13 protein-coding genes and 1 pseudogene are annotated in these 15,949 nt (G+C 51.7%); 10 read left to right on the top strand and 4 right to left on the bottom strand.

The genetic code is table 11. The annotated features are described in order from the left end of the window. Window positions 1–182: 182 nt before the first annotated feature. The 6 genes from ACQRAX_RS19190 (at window position 183) to ACQRAX_RS19165 (ending at window position 10,037) form a co-directional block, all read left to right on the top strand. Complete coding sequence (locus tag ACQRAX_RS19190) at window positions 183–1,451, top strand: hypothetical protein (protein WP_412041138.1); 1,269 nt, start codon at window positions 183–185, stop codon at window positions 1,449–1,451. Next, window positions 1,451–4,834, top strand: coding sequence for a VPA1269 family protein (locus tag ACQRAX_RS19185; RefSeq protein ID WP_412041139.1), 3,384 nt, complete (start codon window positions 1,451–1,453; stop codon window positions 4,832–4,834). Before ACQRAX_RS19190 ends, ACQRAX_RS19185 begins: the two co-directional genes overlap by 1 nt. Next, the gene (locus tag ACQRAX_RS19180; protein WP_412041140.1) at window positions 4,831–5,520 is read left to right on the top strand and encodes a hypothetical protein; all 690 of its coding nucleotides are present in this window, start codon (window positions 4,831–4,833) and stop codon (window positions 5,518–5,520) included. Before ACQRAX_RS19185 ends, ACQRAX_RS19180 begins: the two co-directional genes overlap by 4 nt. Before the next feature lie 155 nt (window positions 5,521–5,675). Next, on the top strand, window positions 5,676–6,182 hold the full coding sequence (locus ACQRAX_RS19175; RefSeq protein ID WP_427867750.1) for a VPA1267 family protein: 507 nt from the start codon (window positions 5,676–5,678) through the stop codon (window positions 6,180–6,182). Continuing rightward, window positions 6,179–8,521, top strand: coding sequence for an ATP-dependent DNA helicase (locus ACQRAX_RS19170; RefSeq protein WP_412041141.1), 2,343 nt, complete (start codon window positions 6,179–6,181; stop codon window positions 8,519–8,521). Before ACQRAX_RS19175 ends, ACQRAX_RS19170 begins: the two co-directional genes overlap by 4 nt. 826 nt (window positions 8,522–9,347) lie before the next feature. Beyond that, window positions 9,348–10,037, top strand: coding sequence for a hypothetical protein (locus tag ACQRAX_RS19165; RefSeq protein WP_412041142.1), 690 nt, complete (start codon window positions 9,348–9,350; stop codon window positions 10,035–10,037). 317 nt (window positions 10,038–10,354) lie between these two features. On the opposite strand, the pseudogene ACQRAX_RS19160 reads toward ACQRAX_RS19165, so the two are convergent. Beyond that, window positions 10,355–10,591, bottom strand: a pseudogene (locus tag ACQRAX_RS19160) (transposase domain-containing protein); the annotation flags it as partial. A gap of 151 nt (window positions 10,592–10,742) precedes the next feature. Between ACQRAX_RS19160 and ACQRAX_RS19155 the strand changes: the two are divergent. After that, a complete protein-coding gene (locus ACQRAX_RS19155; RefSeq protein ID WP_412041143.1) occupies window positions 10,743–11,099 on the top strand; it encodes an antitoxin Xre/MbcA/ParS toxin-binding domain-containing protein in 357 nt (118 codons plus the stop codon). 266 nt (window positions 11,100–11,365) lie between these two features. On the opposite strand, the gene ACQRAX_RS19150 is transcribed toward ACQRAX_RS19155, so the two are convergent. Next, window positions 11,366–11,824: a hypothetical protein gene (locus ACQRAX_RS19150; protein ID WP_412041144.1), complete on the bottom strand. Its 459-nt coding sequence runs from the start codon at window positions 11,822–11,824 to the stop codon at window positions 11,366–11,368. A gap of 114 nt (window positions 11,825–11,938) precedes the next feature. Between ACQRAX_RS19150 and ACQRAX_RS19145 the strand changes: the two genes are divergently transcribed. Beyond that, complete coding sequence (locus ACQRAX_RS19145; protein WP_412041145.1) at window positions 11,939–12,325, top strand: hypothetical protein; 387 nt, start codon at window positions 11,939–11,941, stop codon at window positions 12,323–12,325. A 222-nt stretch (window positions 12,326–12,547) separates the two neighbouring features. Here the strand turns inward: ACQRAX_RS19145 and ACQRAX_RS19140 are convergent, their stop codons facing one another. Both ACQRAX_RS19140 and ACQRAX_RS19135 read right to left on the bottom strand, forming a co-directional pair. Continuing rightward, window positions 12,548–13,045, bottom strand: a complete 498-nt coding sequence (locus ACQRAX_RS19140) for a hypothetical protein (RefSeq protein ID WP_412041146.1) — start codon at window positions 13,043–13,045, stop codon at window positions 12,548–12,550. A 209-nt stretch (window positions 13,046–13,254) separates the two neighbouring features. Beyond that, window positions 13,255–13,569, bottom strand: coding sequence for a hypothetical protein (locus tag ACQRAX_RS19135; protein ID WP_412041147.1), 315 nt, complete (start codon window positions 13,567–13,569; stop codon window positions 13,255–13,257). Window positions 13,570–13,843: 274 nt separating this feature from the next. Between ACQRAX_RS19135 and ACQRAX_RS19130 the strand changes: the two genes are divergently transcribed. Further along, window positions 13,844–14,368 carry a helix-turn-helix domain-containing protein gene (locus ACQRAX_RS19130; protein ID WP_412041148.1) on the top strand — a complete coding sequence of 175 codons (525 nt, stop codon included), beginning with the start codon at window positions 13,844–13,846 and terminating at the stop codon, window positions 14,366–14,368. A gap of 311 nt (window positions 14,369–14,679) precedes the next feature. Beyond that, window positions 14,680–15,516, top strand: coding sequence for an AbiJ-NTD4 domain-containing protein (locus ACQRAX_RS19125; protein WP_412041149.1), 837 nt, complete (start codon window positions 14,680–14,682; stop codon window positions 15,514–15,516). The last annotated feature ends 433 nt before the right edge of the window (window positions 15,517–15,949 follow it).

The following is a 15,949-nucleotide window of genomic DNA, read 5'->3' as shown; positions in this document are numbered from 1 at the left end:
CTCATAGCCCGCCTATACAGTAATGACTCCCTAACTAGTACTCTCTTACCATTATGATCCGTAGGACGTTGTACTCGGTCATTGAAGTCCCGGTCGCTCCAAAAATCGTGGGGCGTTCGATACCTTTGCTCATACTCAGCGACGGCAGAGTCAGTCTCTACGCACTGGCTTGGGCAAGGGACATGATGGTGAGTGATAGCCGAAGCCAGCACCATCTTTACCGAGCCATCCAAGGAGTTGGCCGCTTCTACGACTTCTACAACATTATTTACAAAGGCAAGTCTCTCGCCGCAAACGAAATGCGGGGGCTTATGCGACAGTTCTTTGAGGCCCGAGAATATGGAAATGAAAAGTTGGGTTGGGCACCAGTTAGCAAGAAAGCCGCCATCGATGATGTAAGATATGCGAGTGCATTCTCTAAGTTCTGCCATGACAACCTTGGCACCTTATCAATAAATCCTTATGAACAAAAGTTACTTCAAGACCTAAACATTTCAGAGCATACAAATTATTACGCTGAAATCAAAAATCGATCAAAATGGGATATGCTCCATCACCTTACTCCAGAAACACAACTGGGCCAGGGAATCATCGGCAATTACTCTTTTTCACCAAAGCCGAAGTTATTAAAACAGGCCCAGCATAATGACTACTTCCCGCCAGAAAAAGTATTACCATTACTTGCAAACACGAAAAACATACGCGACTTCCTTGCGTTCCTCATCTTGTTTTTTGGGGGATTAAGAGAGTCGGAACTCTTTCATTTATTTGCTACAGATGTTACGACACCAATAGAAGATGAACCTGCCCTCATCCACCTGACTCATCCTGAACTGGGTATTTACACGTGGGACTCGCCATTCACTGGCGCACACAAAGGCATGAGAGCCGAGTTCCTGTGGGGTCGATATCAACTGACTCCTCGTAATCGGTTGGCTATCAAAGATCCGATGCACGCAGGTTGGAAAGGAATGATGTACACCCACAAAGGCTACGGCGCGGATTTTTATTGGTTAGTGCCACAGATGGGAATACTGTTTGCGAAACTCCATAGAAAATACATGCATGAACTTAGGAGTAACGCTACAGACGCCCACCCTTATTACTTCATTAACGTGAAAGACAGTGATTTTGGTCGACCTCTGACCATGTCAAATCTTACGAAGAGTTTTTACAGAGCCGCTGCCAGGGTCGGGTTGAGAGCATCAGACCCAGGCGTCAACCCTCATGGTGCACGACATTTTTATGGGCATTTCGCCGCCTCTTTTCTCAACATACCTGAACATACGCTGCAGTTGATGATGCGGCACGCCTCGGTTCAATCCACACGAATCTATTACTCCATTGATGAACGTGTTGTGAGAGATGCTATAAAAAGAGGTCAGCAAAAGTTGTATGAAGAAATCCCTGAGTTCGTCGCCAGCATGAATAGAATGATTGAGAGGTTGTGATGAAAGGAACACTTGACAACGAAATCAAGTACTTTACTGACATTGCGACTGCTTCAAAGAAAATGATAATTCTCAATCTCGACCCATGCCGCTGCATAGTGTTCGGGTTTGTGACGAAAGAAGATGCGATCGAAGCGCTAGCTTCCGCGAACGAGAAGTTCTATAAAGAAATATGGCGCAAAACGCTTTTTAGTGAAGTAGTTGAAAATGGACGGACGATTTTACAAGGGTTTGCATCCAGGGCAATTTCGGGAGGCCGTACAGCTTTCATGCACTTGTCGCTTGGTTTTGTCCAGAAAATTACGAAGCTGGAGATGAGCACTGCAGACTCTATTCGCTACACACAATCTCTATCCCTTGAAGAGCAGAGCCATCTTCTCTCGGCGAATACTCCCTATACCAGGGAGGATGTAAATTTTGCCCTGCGGACTCCGAAGCGGCTATTCGGGCCAGACTACGAGCAAATGTTAAAGGACAGCCCTGACGTACAGACATTCGTAGATGATCTCGCCAATCTTCTAGATCTACCAAAAAAAGATCAGAATAATCTCCGTATATTCGAAAGCTTACGAACGCTATGGCAAGCCGGGCTTATGATTTTTTCGCCGAGGCTGTTTGATTGGAAAGTGAACGGCAAATGGCAGCTTTTATTCAAAGCTAACCCACGAATCACGAACACACTAAGACAGCTCTATAGCACCGGAAACACCAGCGGACATTACGACAATAGATTAAATCGAATAATATCATTTTTTGCTGCATCTACCACCATCGACAGAGCGGATATATCACCAGCGGCTGTGGACAAGTATACATCAACCTTAGAGGGGATTTTTTTACAAAACAACTCAGACCCTGATTATGAAATGCGGGTTTTGAGCGACATCCACAAGCTTAAATTGAGCTTGCTTGCTGGCTACAATTCAGAAAACCCGAATGCAAAAGTCAAGCTTTCAACCCGTAGGATTTTCAAACAGAAAACAGTGGCAGCTCGGGATATAAATTTTGGATGGGTACAAGATACCTACCCGCACCTGACGGAATGGCAACATTATTTCCACCTGTATATTTCAAGTTTAAAAAATGCCAGACTCACCGCAAAACTCGCCACGCTTAACAACTTTTTGGACTTTCTGGGAACACTCGATAACCCACCTACCAAACCCTGGCTCGTGACTCGACAAGAGCATATAACCGATGTAACACTGCGCAACACTAAAACGTTTTTCACCTTTGCACTTGCAGTTTACTCTGGCAACGGAAAGCGTATAAAATCTTCGCTCTCAACACTCCGCTCTTTCTTTATATGGCTATCTGATTATTTAATAGCTGCCGGCATGGTAGCTGAAAGCCAGTTCACTATACCTATCCATGAAACAGACAGCATTGGGTCGTTTACTTCTATTATGAAGACGCCAAGGGAGGCCCTTCCACCATACGTTATAATGGAAATGAAGGCTGCCTTAATTGAAAATGACTTTGCGATTCCAAAAACTTTCAGCCGCGCAACAGTCCCTACAATAGAGCAGGCCACCGGCTATAGCACGAGGGTATTTTATCCTGGCCCAGCGATTTGCTTATACAGTCTCTTGGACACGCCTATTCGTAGCCACCAAGCTCGTTGGCTGGACTCAGGTGATCTAGATGAGTACATATACAACCATGAACTCAAAGTCAATGAGCACAATCCATCTAAGTACCTAATAGTTGATCGTAAGGAAGGTGTACTTCAGATCACGAAGGACGGATTACGATCCGAGTCTTGGTTATCCATGTGGGTTAACACAAATAAGACCGGTAACTTCGAATCAGGATCCGACGGTTATCGAATTCCGTACGTTTCTCCGACCTTGGAGCAACTGATAGCAGTACAGAAAATTTGGTCTGCCCAATACCTGCCACCCATTACCGCCCCGCTCAAATACCGTGATTATATGCAGGACGTGAGGGAGTATCGGCCTGAAGTCAAGAAAGGCCCAGAGGTTTGCCCTCTCTTTCGCGACCCGACCAATGTCGAACAACTTATGCCTATTACCTATCCGAAACTGGCAAGAGCATACACACAGCTGCTAGAAGTGGTGGAAAAAAGGATTTTTGAAAAATACGCCCATAAGATCCAACTCGTAAAGACCGATGAAAAAGGCAAGAAGACTTGGGCTGTCGATCTCCATTCGCTTAGGGTAAGCGGTATCACAAACCTCATAGAGGCTGGCGTTCCCGTGGAGGTTGTTCAACAATATATGGTTGGGCATAAAGTCATAATTATGACACTCCACTACCTCAAACACTCTCCCGCCAAGCTACGTGAGTTTATTATTCAAGCAAACGAAAATATGATCTCTGATCAAAACTTCGTGGGTTCAAAAGCCTTTATTGACGCACTAAATGAATTCACGCCATTCCTTCTAAGCCAGAACGGCCCTGGATTAGGGCCTGGCGTCGAAGCACTGAGCATTGGCGATGGCATAATAGTCCTCAACAGTGATGGCATATGCCCCGGGACGTCCTGCAGCACCGGTTTCTTGCTGGTAGATAGACAGAATCCGGTATATGGGCCTGTACCTGGAGGAAAGCGCTGTGGATTGTGTCGCTACTGGATTACTGGCCCCGCGCACCTTTTGGGTCAAATAACTGCCGTAAACAATCTGGCTTACTTGATTCGTAAAAAAGGCTTAGAGGTAGCCAAGCTCAACGAGCTGAAGATGGATGCCGAGGATGCTGATAACAAACGAGCCGCTCGGGTTCTTCGTGACAGGATCGATTTACTGAATCGAGAGCTTGAGCTTGACGTGGCTGAGTGGGTGGCGAGATATCAGTTGGCCGAACAGTCTATTGAAAAACTGGCAGACTACATCATAGCCCGAGACAAAATCATCGCTACAGATGCCACCCCAAATGTACCGCTTTTCACGTCGAGTTCGAACATGGAGCTTAAAGTGACTTTGGAGCATGCACATCAATTTGCACTGCTTGACCAAATCACACAGCTGAGCTCCTTCAATCCCGGCTTCACCAATGCCCAAGCCGAACTTGAAAAACAGCAGGTCTTGTCAAAGATGATGATGGCCAACGGTATTGAGCCCTTCCTGTTGACCTTATCTGCGGAGCATGCGCAAGAGGCTGGTAACTTGTTATCGGCAATGATACTACAGCAGGTGAGCACCAACGATTTAGACGATGTATTAGATGGCAAAAAGCGGCTAGAAAACTACCCGAATTTATCAGCTGCCATAGTAAAACTTGAAGAATCAGCCTCGACTGACCTTGGAGTATCCACAGGTGCGTTGAGTAAGATTTCAGAATTGTTGGCCCATGACCGGCAGGCCCTCAATAGCCGCTCAGGCCTTGAGGAGCAACCTGGCGACGAGGAGCTGTTCGGATGAACTCAACTCAGACTTCAGAAAGTCAACTGGACGAGTTTTTAAGGGTATCCAACAACCCTAGGCAACATGAATCGTTACGCCGAATACATAAGGCGTGCGACTACCTTCAATCCCAGGACATTCGCATAACGCCTTCGTCAGTCGAACGTTACTGTATTGACCACGAATGGGAAGGCCCGAAAGCCCAATCCATACGGAATTCCCCTGTTCTTCTCCAATACGTAAAGCTTCGCACATCAGGGCAAATCATCCGGGGGAATAAGAAGGCATCCTCGCCCAAGCCGCTTATCGCGGACGAGACGCTGCGGGCCTATGTGCGCCTGTTGGAGGAGGAGCGAGATCAGGCGATTGCGGCGCGGATCCGAGTAGAAAAGGGGGCAAGCTCCATCACCGGCATTTCAGTAGACGATCTGATTCGTCAAGGCTTCGGTGGTACTGCGATGGGGCAAGACGACAACTCCCCTGAGCTGCTTCCGGTGCTGGTCAAGGACGCTCTCAACCGTATGTTCAATGAAAAGATCCTGTCCGACTGCGGGCTGAAACTTCACCGTGACCGCATAGTAAACACGCTTACCGGAAATTCACTGTGGGATCTCAAGCACGTGGAAGCGGTTAAGGCTTTCGTCACCAAGCTCAAATCCTCGGAAAGCTCAGGCTTCCACCGAGATGTGCCTGGAATCTCTTGAACCCCCACCTGTTAGAGCTACTACCTATACGAAACCACCACCGCTTGAACCACCAGCTTTCTTGCACTACCAACAATCTTAACCTGTACTGAATCCGCCTCGTCTAGCGCTAACCTGGGCCAAGGCACAGAAAAATCGGCGCTGAAGCTGAGGTGATGATGGCTAGCAGTAGAGAAAACCTACAGACGTTCAGGAACTGGATCTTAGGTAAGAGCGCCCAGGATTTCAGTGAAATGACTTATCGAGGCTCTCTGCATCGAGAGACCATAGCCATCGAATGCGGCTTCTCCAAGTCGGTTCTGCTCCAAAATCCAAAGATCAAAGCACTACTCAAGGAGCTTGAAGATCGTCTACGTGCAGAGAACGTCCTTCGCCCCGCGCTCCTCCCGAAGACACAAAGCACATCGAGCTTCATCGACGAACTCGAATCTAAGGAGGCGCTTACTGCTGACCCTGCCTCTCACCGTCACCGAGCAGGGCCCAGTCTATCAGAGGGTGCTTTAGACCAGCGCACGGGCCATTCCAGCCTCGAATCGACTGTGCGCCGCCTCCAATCCGAAAACGCGAGCCAGCGTGCTGAAATCCGGGAGCTGCGACATCAGCTGAGCAAGCTCAGAGAACTCCAGGAAGCACTCTGCACCACTGGGCGGCTACCACGATGAGTCAGCCGCAGACAGTACAGAGGCGCATCCGCGTATTGTCCATCCGAAGTGTGAATCCTCTCGGTCAGGGTGGTTACATCTTCTATGGTGCCGCCATCCACCTCGATGGAACTGCCATCAACAATGAACATTTCGTGGTGTCCGTGCCGAACCGGCTGCACATCACGACAGCCGTGGAGGTTGGCCAGTGGTGGGATGTAAGTGGGACGCCCAGCATCTATGTGCGCGAATACAATGGGATCAAAATTCCGGAACGTCAGATCGACGCTACCGACATCAAACTAGCGCTGCCCAATGGGCGGCACATCATTACCTTGTTAGCTCACGGCGAACGGTTCAGCGGTATCGGCATTTCCAAGGCCAATCGCCTATGGGAAACCTATGGTGAGGGTCTTTACGAGCTTTTGAAGGAAGGTCGTGTTGATCTGATTGCATCCGTACAAGGCATCAGCGAAGCAGCTGCCAGGGCCCTTGTGAGCGGATGGAAGAACTACGGTGACTGCACCGTAATTCAACGACTTCACGCCTATGGAATACCTCACTCCGTGGCAGAACATGCCATCAACCATTTTGAAGACAAACTCGAAGACGCGCTGGCCGAAGACCCTTACCGCCTGCTTTCCTTTTCGGGATCGTGGCGTGGAGTCGACGCGTTCGCCCTAGGCCACTATCGACTCGCTGCAGATGACCCACGTCGACTGATTGGGGCAGCTGAAGAAGCAATGTACCGGTTGTTCGATGAAGGTCATACCGCACCGCCCCGACACGTCCTGCTGCGGCGCGTGGAATTGCTTCTGAGTACCGCAAATAACGCCCCCTCTTCGTCAGCAGCCATCGCCCTGACCGAAGCCCAGAAGCACGGGGTACTGGTGAAGCTCCATGGTGACCAACAATTTCAGCAATTGGGCGCTTGGGTAATGGAGTCCACTATCGCTCGCGCGATTATTGAGCGCCTGACCAACCAATCGTCGGACTTGTTCACACCGCCCTACCCTTCAAACAACAGTTCCCTCAGCAGCATCTTGCCCAAAAGAACTGGCCAGTCCGATATGGATATTGAGCACTCTGGCCAACACATCGAGCTGACCGATGAGCAACATCACGCACTTCAAAGAATTGCAAAACATCGCATTGCCCTGTTAAGCGGAGGCGCAGGCGTTGGCAAAACCACGTTGCTCAAAGCACTTTACCGACACTTCGACGAATCCGGCATCACTGTGTTCCAAGGAGCAATCGCGGGCCGCGCGGCTCAACGTATGAAGGAGGCCACACAACGCCCTGCTCGAACCCTGGCCAGCCTTCTCTATTCCAAAGACCTGCTGATAGCTGGAGGACAGACAATCGTGGTGATCGATGAGGCCAGCATGCTGGACGTCATCACGATGTACAGGCTGTGTCAGGCTCTCCCTCCGGATGCACGGCTATTGTTGGTTGGGGATGCTGATCAACTCATGCCTGTGGGCCCTGGGCTGGTGTTCCATGAGTTAATTGATCATCCACGAATACCTCATGCTCGTTTGACGCAAGTCATGCGCCATGGCAATGAAATCGCCACCTTCGCTCAGATGGTTCGACAAGGCATATGGCCGCAGGTCGGCCAGGATGAAAAGCGTCCTGTGGCATTTCTGAATGCTTCTGTAGAACAGGGGAAAGCGGTGTTGCCCAGTTCTCCTCAGACTCAACAAACCGAGGGTTTGAGAGCTGTAGCTGAGAACATCGTCAGGCTCTACATGAAGGCTCCAGAGTCTACGCAAATCCTATGCTCACTTCGCAACGGCGTGTTAGGAGTTGGGTCACTTAACCTGATGTGCCAAGCAGCTGCAAATGGTATCGCCCTACCCCTGCGCGTCTGGAGCGAGGCCGAGGGTGAATTTATCTCAACAGGCCTCCGGCTGAATGACCCCATTGTGAGCAACAAAAATCACTGGGACGCTGGGATACTGAACGGATCCTTGGGGCGAATAACACAGATTGAAGATCCACCTTCTCCGTTGCATGATGAGGAAGGCAATATTTGCGGCTTTGCCATTGCATGGGTGAACTGGGATGACGGAGTACGACGCCCATTAACCGAAGATCTACTGCCATCATGTGATCTGGCTTATGCACTCACTGTTCACAAGGCTCAGGGTTCGCAATGGCCCATCGTGATTGTGCCAGTGATTCCGAGCAGACTACTCGATCGAAGTTTGCTCTATACGGCGATCACGCGGGCCCAGAATCAAATATTGCTGCTAGGGGATGAATCGGCTGCACGCCTGGCCGTGCAGCGTCCTCCCAAGTCAAGACATCGCCAGACAGCTCTAAGCCTTCATCTGTCAGGACAGCTGGCTGAGTAAAGCGAGGTGAGCAAAGTCGTGATTTTAGGCAGACCAGGGCCGGAGCCCTCGATATGGTTTTAGATAAATCGCCTGAGGCAGGATGAGCGCGCCGAAAGCTGGATCTAGGTCTACGCTTGAAAACCAGAGCGGTTTACTTCAGCAGAGGTTTCACATGCGAAAATCACCTGAAAAACAACGTGGCGCAACCAAGCTTGTCCCGACACTCTCCTCAGAGCAAATCAAGCTATTCGTAAGCCACAATCAGTCTCTGATGACTGAGTACTACTCGAAAAATCATTCAGAAAACCCGGTAAACCATCAGCCTTCCGCTGATCAAAAATGTACTTAGTCAGCGTCGCAGCGTTTCAGGAAAATCGACTTCAGGCCTTCAGTGACCTCGCCAGCGTTGGCTCGCAGGGAGCCCCGGCTAGATTCTAAAACTCTGACCAAATATCAAAGGGTACTCCAGTAGCAGCTATCGAAATCGAGATATTGTTTTGCCATCATGTGATGACGCCCACCAAATCTGGCTTTACAGGCCGCAACTGACCCGAAAAACAGCCGACCGATAACAGGAAACCAAGCGAGGCACGCGCTGCCCTCTGTAACGCTGGGCTCATCATTGAGCAGCCCCCCTAACCAGCGTTTCGCACGCATGGGCAACCCCGTTTCCCATGATCAATTGGTCACGAGAACACCGTCGTGAGGAATCAGGAACGCTCACCATTTTGGTGAGTATTTTTTAACCACACCGAATGCTTTATCGTGCCTATGAGGAAGGTTCGGCTGGCAGGCAAATTGTTCACCGGCCAGCATCTCGTACACTTACACGGGGATTGCCAGGATGAACTACTCCATCGACCAATCGGCAGAAGCGGCGGAATTGCTAAACACACTGGGTGTCCATGAAGTGTCCTCAGGGATCTGGGCGTTTACAGACGTGCACACCGCGAGCCACTGCTATGTGCATCACTCCCAAAAGCCCGTCGCCCTTGCCGCCTACGCCGCCGTTAACCCGATCTTCGCAGCCGGTCGTTTTCCCGGATACACCTTAATAGATCTGGTCGAAAAGATGCCTTGTCTGGACGGCACCGAGAATGCAGCCTTGGCGATGGTCTGCCGCATCCCCGCCCCGATATTTGAGTCAGCCGCACACCGGGGGGAAAAATTCGGATCGGTAGCTTGGGACATTGTAAGGAAGTACCAATTGGATGCCTGCTTCACAAAAGCCCGCCCTTACGGAAGCGAAGGCAGCCACTACACCATGCGCCCTTGCGGCTACGACTATGACCGCTCAGAGCCTCTTCCTGAGGCGTTAAAGGCAATGCGCAGCTCGTATCGAAAGATGACTAACGTACAGCGTGTGATGGTTCTGACGCTGCTGCATCTCTACTCCCAAGGAACGGACGACTTTTACTTGAAGGGAGGCTGCCCCACCCAGATTTCGGCATCTGAGGCGCTCCGATTGCTCCGGGCAGATGGGGATGCTCTGAAGCTGTGGGGACATCTCGTTACGCATTACGCCGGCTGGTGATGCCGATTCCATGCTTGGTACCCGGCTTAGAGACCGGGCCCTGCTTCCCCATGGCCTCCTGCCCATGTCGGCTACGGCGAAGGAGGGTTGGGAGGAAGATAGGCTGCTTGCAGTCGTGGAGACCACTGCGGTGGGCCTCGGCCAATTAATAGGCAGCGCTAGGGATAAACCTGAAGAATCTTCCTGAGACTTCCACGCACGAGGCTTTAACTGCTGAAATCATGACGGCGGCTTCGCTGCCTTCGTCCGGCTATTGCCTGGTCTCTTTCTACACCCGCACGCCTTCCTTGCCCCTCCAATGTAAGAGTCTCGCGCGGTTAAACCGATTGCCACGTATGCGGCAGCAACTGATCGATTTCATTCGCCCTCTGCGTCGGCAGGCCTGTGAGAACATCCTTCAGATACATTTATGGATCATTTCCGGTCATGCGTGCCGACCGGATCAAAGTCATGATCGCTGCCGCTCGTTTGCCACTGCGCAGATACCCGTCAAATAACCAATTGGAGCGCACAACTGCCCATGGCCTGATAGTGCTTTCGACCGGGTTGCTGTCCATGCACAACGAACCGAGTCGGTCAGCGAGCGTTGCAACGCTCAGCCTGAGAGCTAGCTGACGACCTATTTTTTGGATCTGGCCCGTCCCCAAGGACTGGGGCATTTAGAATGCTCTAAGGCTCCTGATGCTTCCCTCTGGAGGAATTGAAATGCTTATTACGTTGGATTTGAACAACAATGACGCGGAGGCGCTGCTGCGTCACTGCAAGCAGCACCAGCCCAGCCAAGGAGACTTTCGTGAAAACGCTCGCCTAGGAGAGGCCCTAGAAACCCTTGCTGCCGCCATTGAAGACGCCATGAGCTTAACGCCTGAAAGTCGTGATTCGTCGGGTACGATTGATCCTCAGCTCCTCGATGCATCAGTCAGTTTGTTCGGCGACGAGGCCTTGGCAATCAGATGGCTATCAAAGCCGCTGCGAACCCTCGGCAATAAACGCCCGATCGATGTTCACATTGAGGAAGCCTTGGATCTGATCCGGCGGTTGGAGCATGGGTTGGGCGTCTGAAGATCTATCAGCCAAGACTGATCCAGCAGGCCGGCCAAGGTTGGCTCTGGAAGGGAGAGAGCGCCAAGGCAGCAATATCCCCCCTGGCCGATCTGGGAGAATGTAGTTCGACAGTTAGATGACCATGATCCTCGGTCGAAGACTTGAGAAGCAAGGAGACAGTCGCGGCCTCAAGCTGACAGCCTGGGCTGAGACTGGCCAGCCTTTTCTGAATCGTCCAGGAAGGCGCTGCCGCAGCCCTCAACAATCTGTCGCAGGCACAACGACTACTTGGATAGCTTCGCCTCGATAAGGGCGCGGAACGCTTCCTCGCTCGTAAAGCCTTCGCGCAACCTGGCAACCAAAAATGCCGCATCTGATTCCGCCGGATCAAAATACTCGCGCGCGCGCCGGACTATGGCAAACCATAGCTCAAGGGGAAGTGCTGTTTCATGGTCATTCCTGCACCGAAAGCTCGGACGCTGCAACAGCAAGGGCTCCCGCTCTACCAGTTCATCAGCCAGCCGCTGCAGGACTAAAAAAGTCACATCACTCATCCCAATTAACGAAGGATGAATAAAGTGACTGATCGATTGAATCGCGCACTCTGGATCAACGGTGTGCAAGCGCAGTAACAGTGAAACCTCAGCCTCAAACGCCACAGCCCCAATCGCTGCAGCCAAACGTTCGACAACTTCGAGTTCAGCGAGGTTACGACGCTCTAGCCCAATTACGTGCTTCTCCATAGCCATCGGCTCCCCGAATTGGTGATTCATCCAACCGGCAAGCTTTTTAACGCTGGCCAGAGCATGGGATAATACGCGCTCCAGTCCTCCTAAACGGACTCACATGGAATCCTTATGAACGAAATTTGGCTGCGAGAACGGGAACGACGTGAGGCGATTTGGCAGCTCGCTGAGATGCAGCCAGGAGATAAAAGCGCTCCGGCGATATTGGAACGACTGGACGACCTAGAAAGGCTAGATCGCGAGCACCCACTAATTGAATGCAAGGTCGGTTTCGAGCAGCTTGCTGAACTACCATGGGAGGCGCATCCCATCGGATGCTGGATCGTTCGGGATAGTGAAATGCCAGAACCGTGGAAGTCCCGTTTCGTGCTTGCGCTGGGCCCCGCAGCTAGGGTTTCGGAAGGGTTTTACTTGCAGGATTGGCTTGATTTCTTAGACGCCTGGCAGCGCGAAATTGAGCATCTGGAGCAGCACCGCCTTGCTCTTGATGACGAATGAGACCTGGCCTGGTGAACGATTTCGCGTGGTGGATTGCTCTGGTGCCTGCTGACCGACCACTTCGCTTGAGCACCCACCGCCACCGTCATGCCCCTGCTCTAATCCGCGTGGGAGCCCCTGATACTTAATAGACGTACAACCAGCGCCCATCTTGCGCGGATCCCACCAACCACATTCGTGTCCCTCTGTCTATCCAAGCGGCTATTACAGCCGCACAACTAGCTATCGAACAACAATTCCGTGTTGTGCAAAGTCGTTCAAAACCCGCTTGCGGCTTAACATCCCGGGAAGTTTGAACATGTTCCTATAACCATACCAAAAACCGAAAGGGATGATGATGAGCCCTAATCCGAATGTCGCGGTGGCCACAATAATTGCAGCTGGAATTGATGCAATTGAAAACACAATACCCTTCAGCACGGTCGACCTTGCGATCATCCGGATGTCCTCTAAATCGTACTCAACCTTCCCACCTCTCCCTTCAAAAGCCAGGACAACGATGGATTTTCTTGAGATCTTTTTAAAATACCAAGTTCGGGGTACATCGGTAGTCATCGCCCCATGATTCTTGAGATATTTAGGGACGACCACTTCCTTGAAGTAAAAGGTATTACCCTGAGCATCTTCCATCCTCACTCTTGTGTAAAGAGCATCAAGATCGCTTAATGCCTTCACATCGAAATTCTTGATCGTCATCGTAATTTTTTCAAGATCAGCCATGGTTCATCCTTAGAGGCATTTTTTTGGCACACGTACCTGTACCAACTCTTCTGGGCCCGCGCGACACAGCTCACGGGCACATGTTCCAGGTGGAATAGGAAGTGGTGTGGTTTCCGCTTTACGAACTGCGATTTGGCCTCAAGGCCTCCTCACTCACCGGGCACGACGGTAACGAACGACCCCGCGCACCCTACAGGCGCTACAGGTCGTCATGTGCGTTGCTCGCTTGCGATCACGTAGTGATCTCCGCCAGCGCTACGCATCAGCCTAAAGCCCTGTCTGACGTCAACGCACTCCAGGACTGGCGTGGCAACCGTCATTCCATTTTCCGACACCCCCGACCGGTCGCCGTACACGAGCGCCACGTATCGATCGCCGAGCTTCGCTGCGTCGGATAGGTACGCGTCGATGTGAACGGGCCAGTCGATGGCTTGGGCCAAGATGATCTCCGGTCGCAAACCTCGTCCTAGGTTCTGCTGTTCTCCAGAGCCGTGAATATCGCGCGCCCCCACCTGATTAGACATCTACTTCATTCCTTACAATTGATAAAACTGGCACACGAGCAGCGAGCTACGATGCCTTCTCAGAGCCACAGGGAGCTGGAGTGAGGAAGATGGAATTTCGATTTATCCAATAATTGAATGGCCTCGCTTCGCATGCCAAACCTCGTCTCACCCCGTCACAGGTGCGGTTAGTGCCTCCCACTCATTAGCGCGCTACCAATACAGCACTGGCTACCAGAAAGGCGCCACCCACCGGCTTGCACAGTTTTATACCTTATGTCATGTGTAACTGTACATGACGACGTGGCTACATCCTCGTTTTTCCGAGGACATCGCTTTGTTGAAGCCGGCACTGGCAGCAGTCATCCGATCGCTTAGAGAGAATTTGGGCTTCACTCAAGAGAGCCTGGCTTCCGCAGCATCACGCACTTATCTGAGTCGGATCGAGAACGCCGAAAGCAGCCCCACAGTTGAAAAATTTGTCGAGCTATCCGAGGCACTGGGTTTGAGCCCAGTATCCCTCCTCGCGTTGGTGGTCTCGACACGAGACGACACCGCCGTCGACGCCGTCCTCGCTCAGGCAGTCGAAGAGTTGAAAGTGCTCGAAGCACGAATCAGTGCAGACGACATCAAGACACACCTTTCAGCGGAGGGTGTTTCGAAAAGGCCAGCTGCGCGACCTGGAGACACCAGTAAGCTGCGGCAAGTGCTTGAGTGCAAAGAAGCTGGCTTGAGCAAGGCAGAGACAGCGCGGCGGCTAGATTTGAGCCGTTCTACTGTCGGATTCTTGTGGGATAGGACATTGCCTGCGCAAGACTGAACTAGGTTGAACTGCGAGCAATTCCACAGCCGCAGCAAACACAGAAGCTTGTTGCTGGCGACTCGGCAGGTGAGGAAAGACTCGCCTCCTCGCTCTAAGTGTTAAGTCGCACTTACTACATCGCGGGCAGCGACCCATCACTCTCACTGACCGGAAGGCCATGACAACGGACGCCTCACCGTGGGACGTGCGCAATCCAGCGCTCCGTAGGCCTTGACGGCGCTGGGTGGCTGGCAATCTCTCTTGCACATTGCGACCCATGCTCACGCTCAGGCAAGATCGTAGTGGCAGATTGCATAGGGAGAATCGCAATGCGGGAACCTTTTTCCAAGCGCCACGGGTACGCCGGTATTCAAGAAGCCGAAATCACCGTCCGAGAAGATGCTCCGGAGGAGCTGCGCGCCTATCTAATCGCGCTCTGCTATGAGTGCGGGTTAGGCCCTAAAGCCCTCCGAGAAATAGTGTGCCAAGCCTTGAGAAAGCAACCCGATCGTAACAACTGGACTGAATATCCCAATGTTGCGAATGAAGTGGAAGACCTGCTTCTCGAATGCAAATGGTTCAAAGTATACGACATCATCGAGCGCGTCCTGGACAACCTTGGTAATCATAACTATCGCTACGAGAACTACGAGCACTTCCAGAACGAGCTCAATGAATACTTCGTAGAAAATGGGATTGGTTGGAAACTGGCCGACGGTCAGCTGGAGATGCGCGGGCCAGAATCATTCGAGACTGTTCTCAGCAACGCTCGACAAACCGCCGAAGCGTTTGGCCATCCGACAGCTGCAAATGAACTTCATCAAGCGATTTCCGACCTATCACGCCGACCCGCCCCAGACCCCACGGGAGCAATTCAGCACGCCATTGCGTCGCTTGAATGTGTGGCGAGAAAAATCACAGGCGATGAGAAAGCGAACCTAGGTGATATCCTCAAGAAACACACATCATTGATTCCGCAGCCGCTTGACCAGGCAGTGTCGAGAGCTTGGGGGTACGCCTCGGAGCACGGCAGACATCTGCGTGAGGGGCGTGTACCGTCGTTTGAAGAGGCCGAGCTTTTGGTCGGCATTTCCGCCGCCGTCAGCAACTACATCATCAAGAAGGCTCAGCCTAACTCGGCTGACGAGACGGGTGCTTTTTTCTAAGCCCAGTTTAATGCTCGCTGCGAAAGAGTCGATGTCGCACTACCGGTCACGCCACAGCCTGTGCAGCTGACAGGGTGTGGCGTGGACGTCAAAGCAGGAGTTCCGACTCTGCCAACCAGGCCCAGCCAAATTCGGCTGCCTTCCCCAGACATCCTCTACTGATCACCACTGTTCCGGTCGAAATTCGGCTCATGGTCGGCGATTCGTGTTACCGCTCCGACGCGACCGGCAATCCAGCATCTCGGAGGTTGTAAACCTACTTTTCGACGTGTAAACCTGTTCGATTTACACCTCGAAAAGTAGGTTTACAACCACGGTGCCGGCGGAGTGTCGCTGACTCAAAACGCCTATGGAGTTTCCTTAATGACTGGTGGCAATGTAAGATCATGACCGAAGAGGCAGGTACCTCCTCTCGTTCATTCGGGGGCGGCTC

It is taken from the genome of Pseudomonas sp. UM16 (assembly GCF_050312595.1).
Classification (GTDB): domain Bacteria; phylum Pseudomonadota; class Gammaproteobacteria; order Pseudomonadales; family Pseudomonadaceae; genus Aquipseudomonas.
Note: the sequence above shows the minus strand (reverse complement) of the source record. Positions and strands in the feature narration are given on the sequence as shown.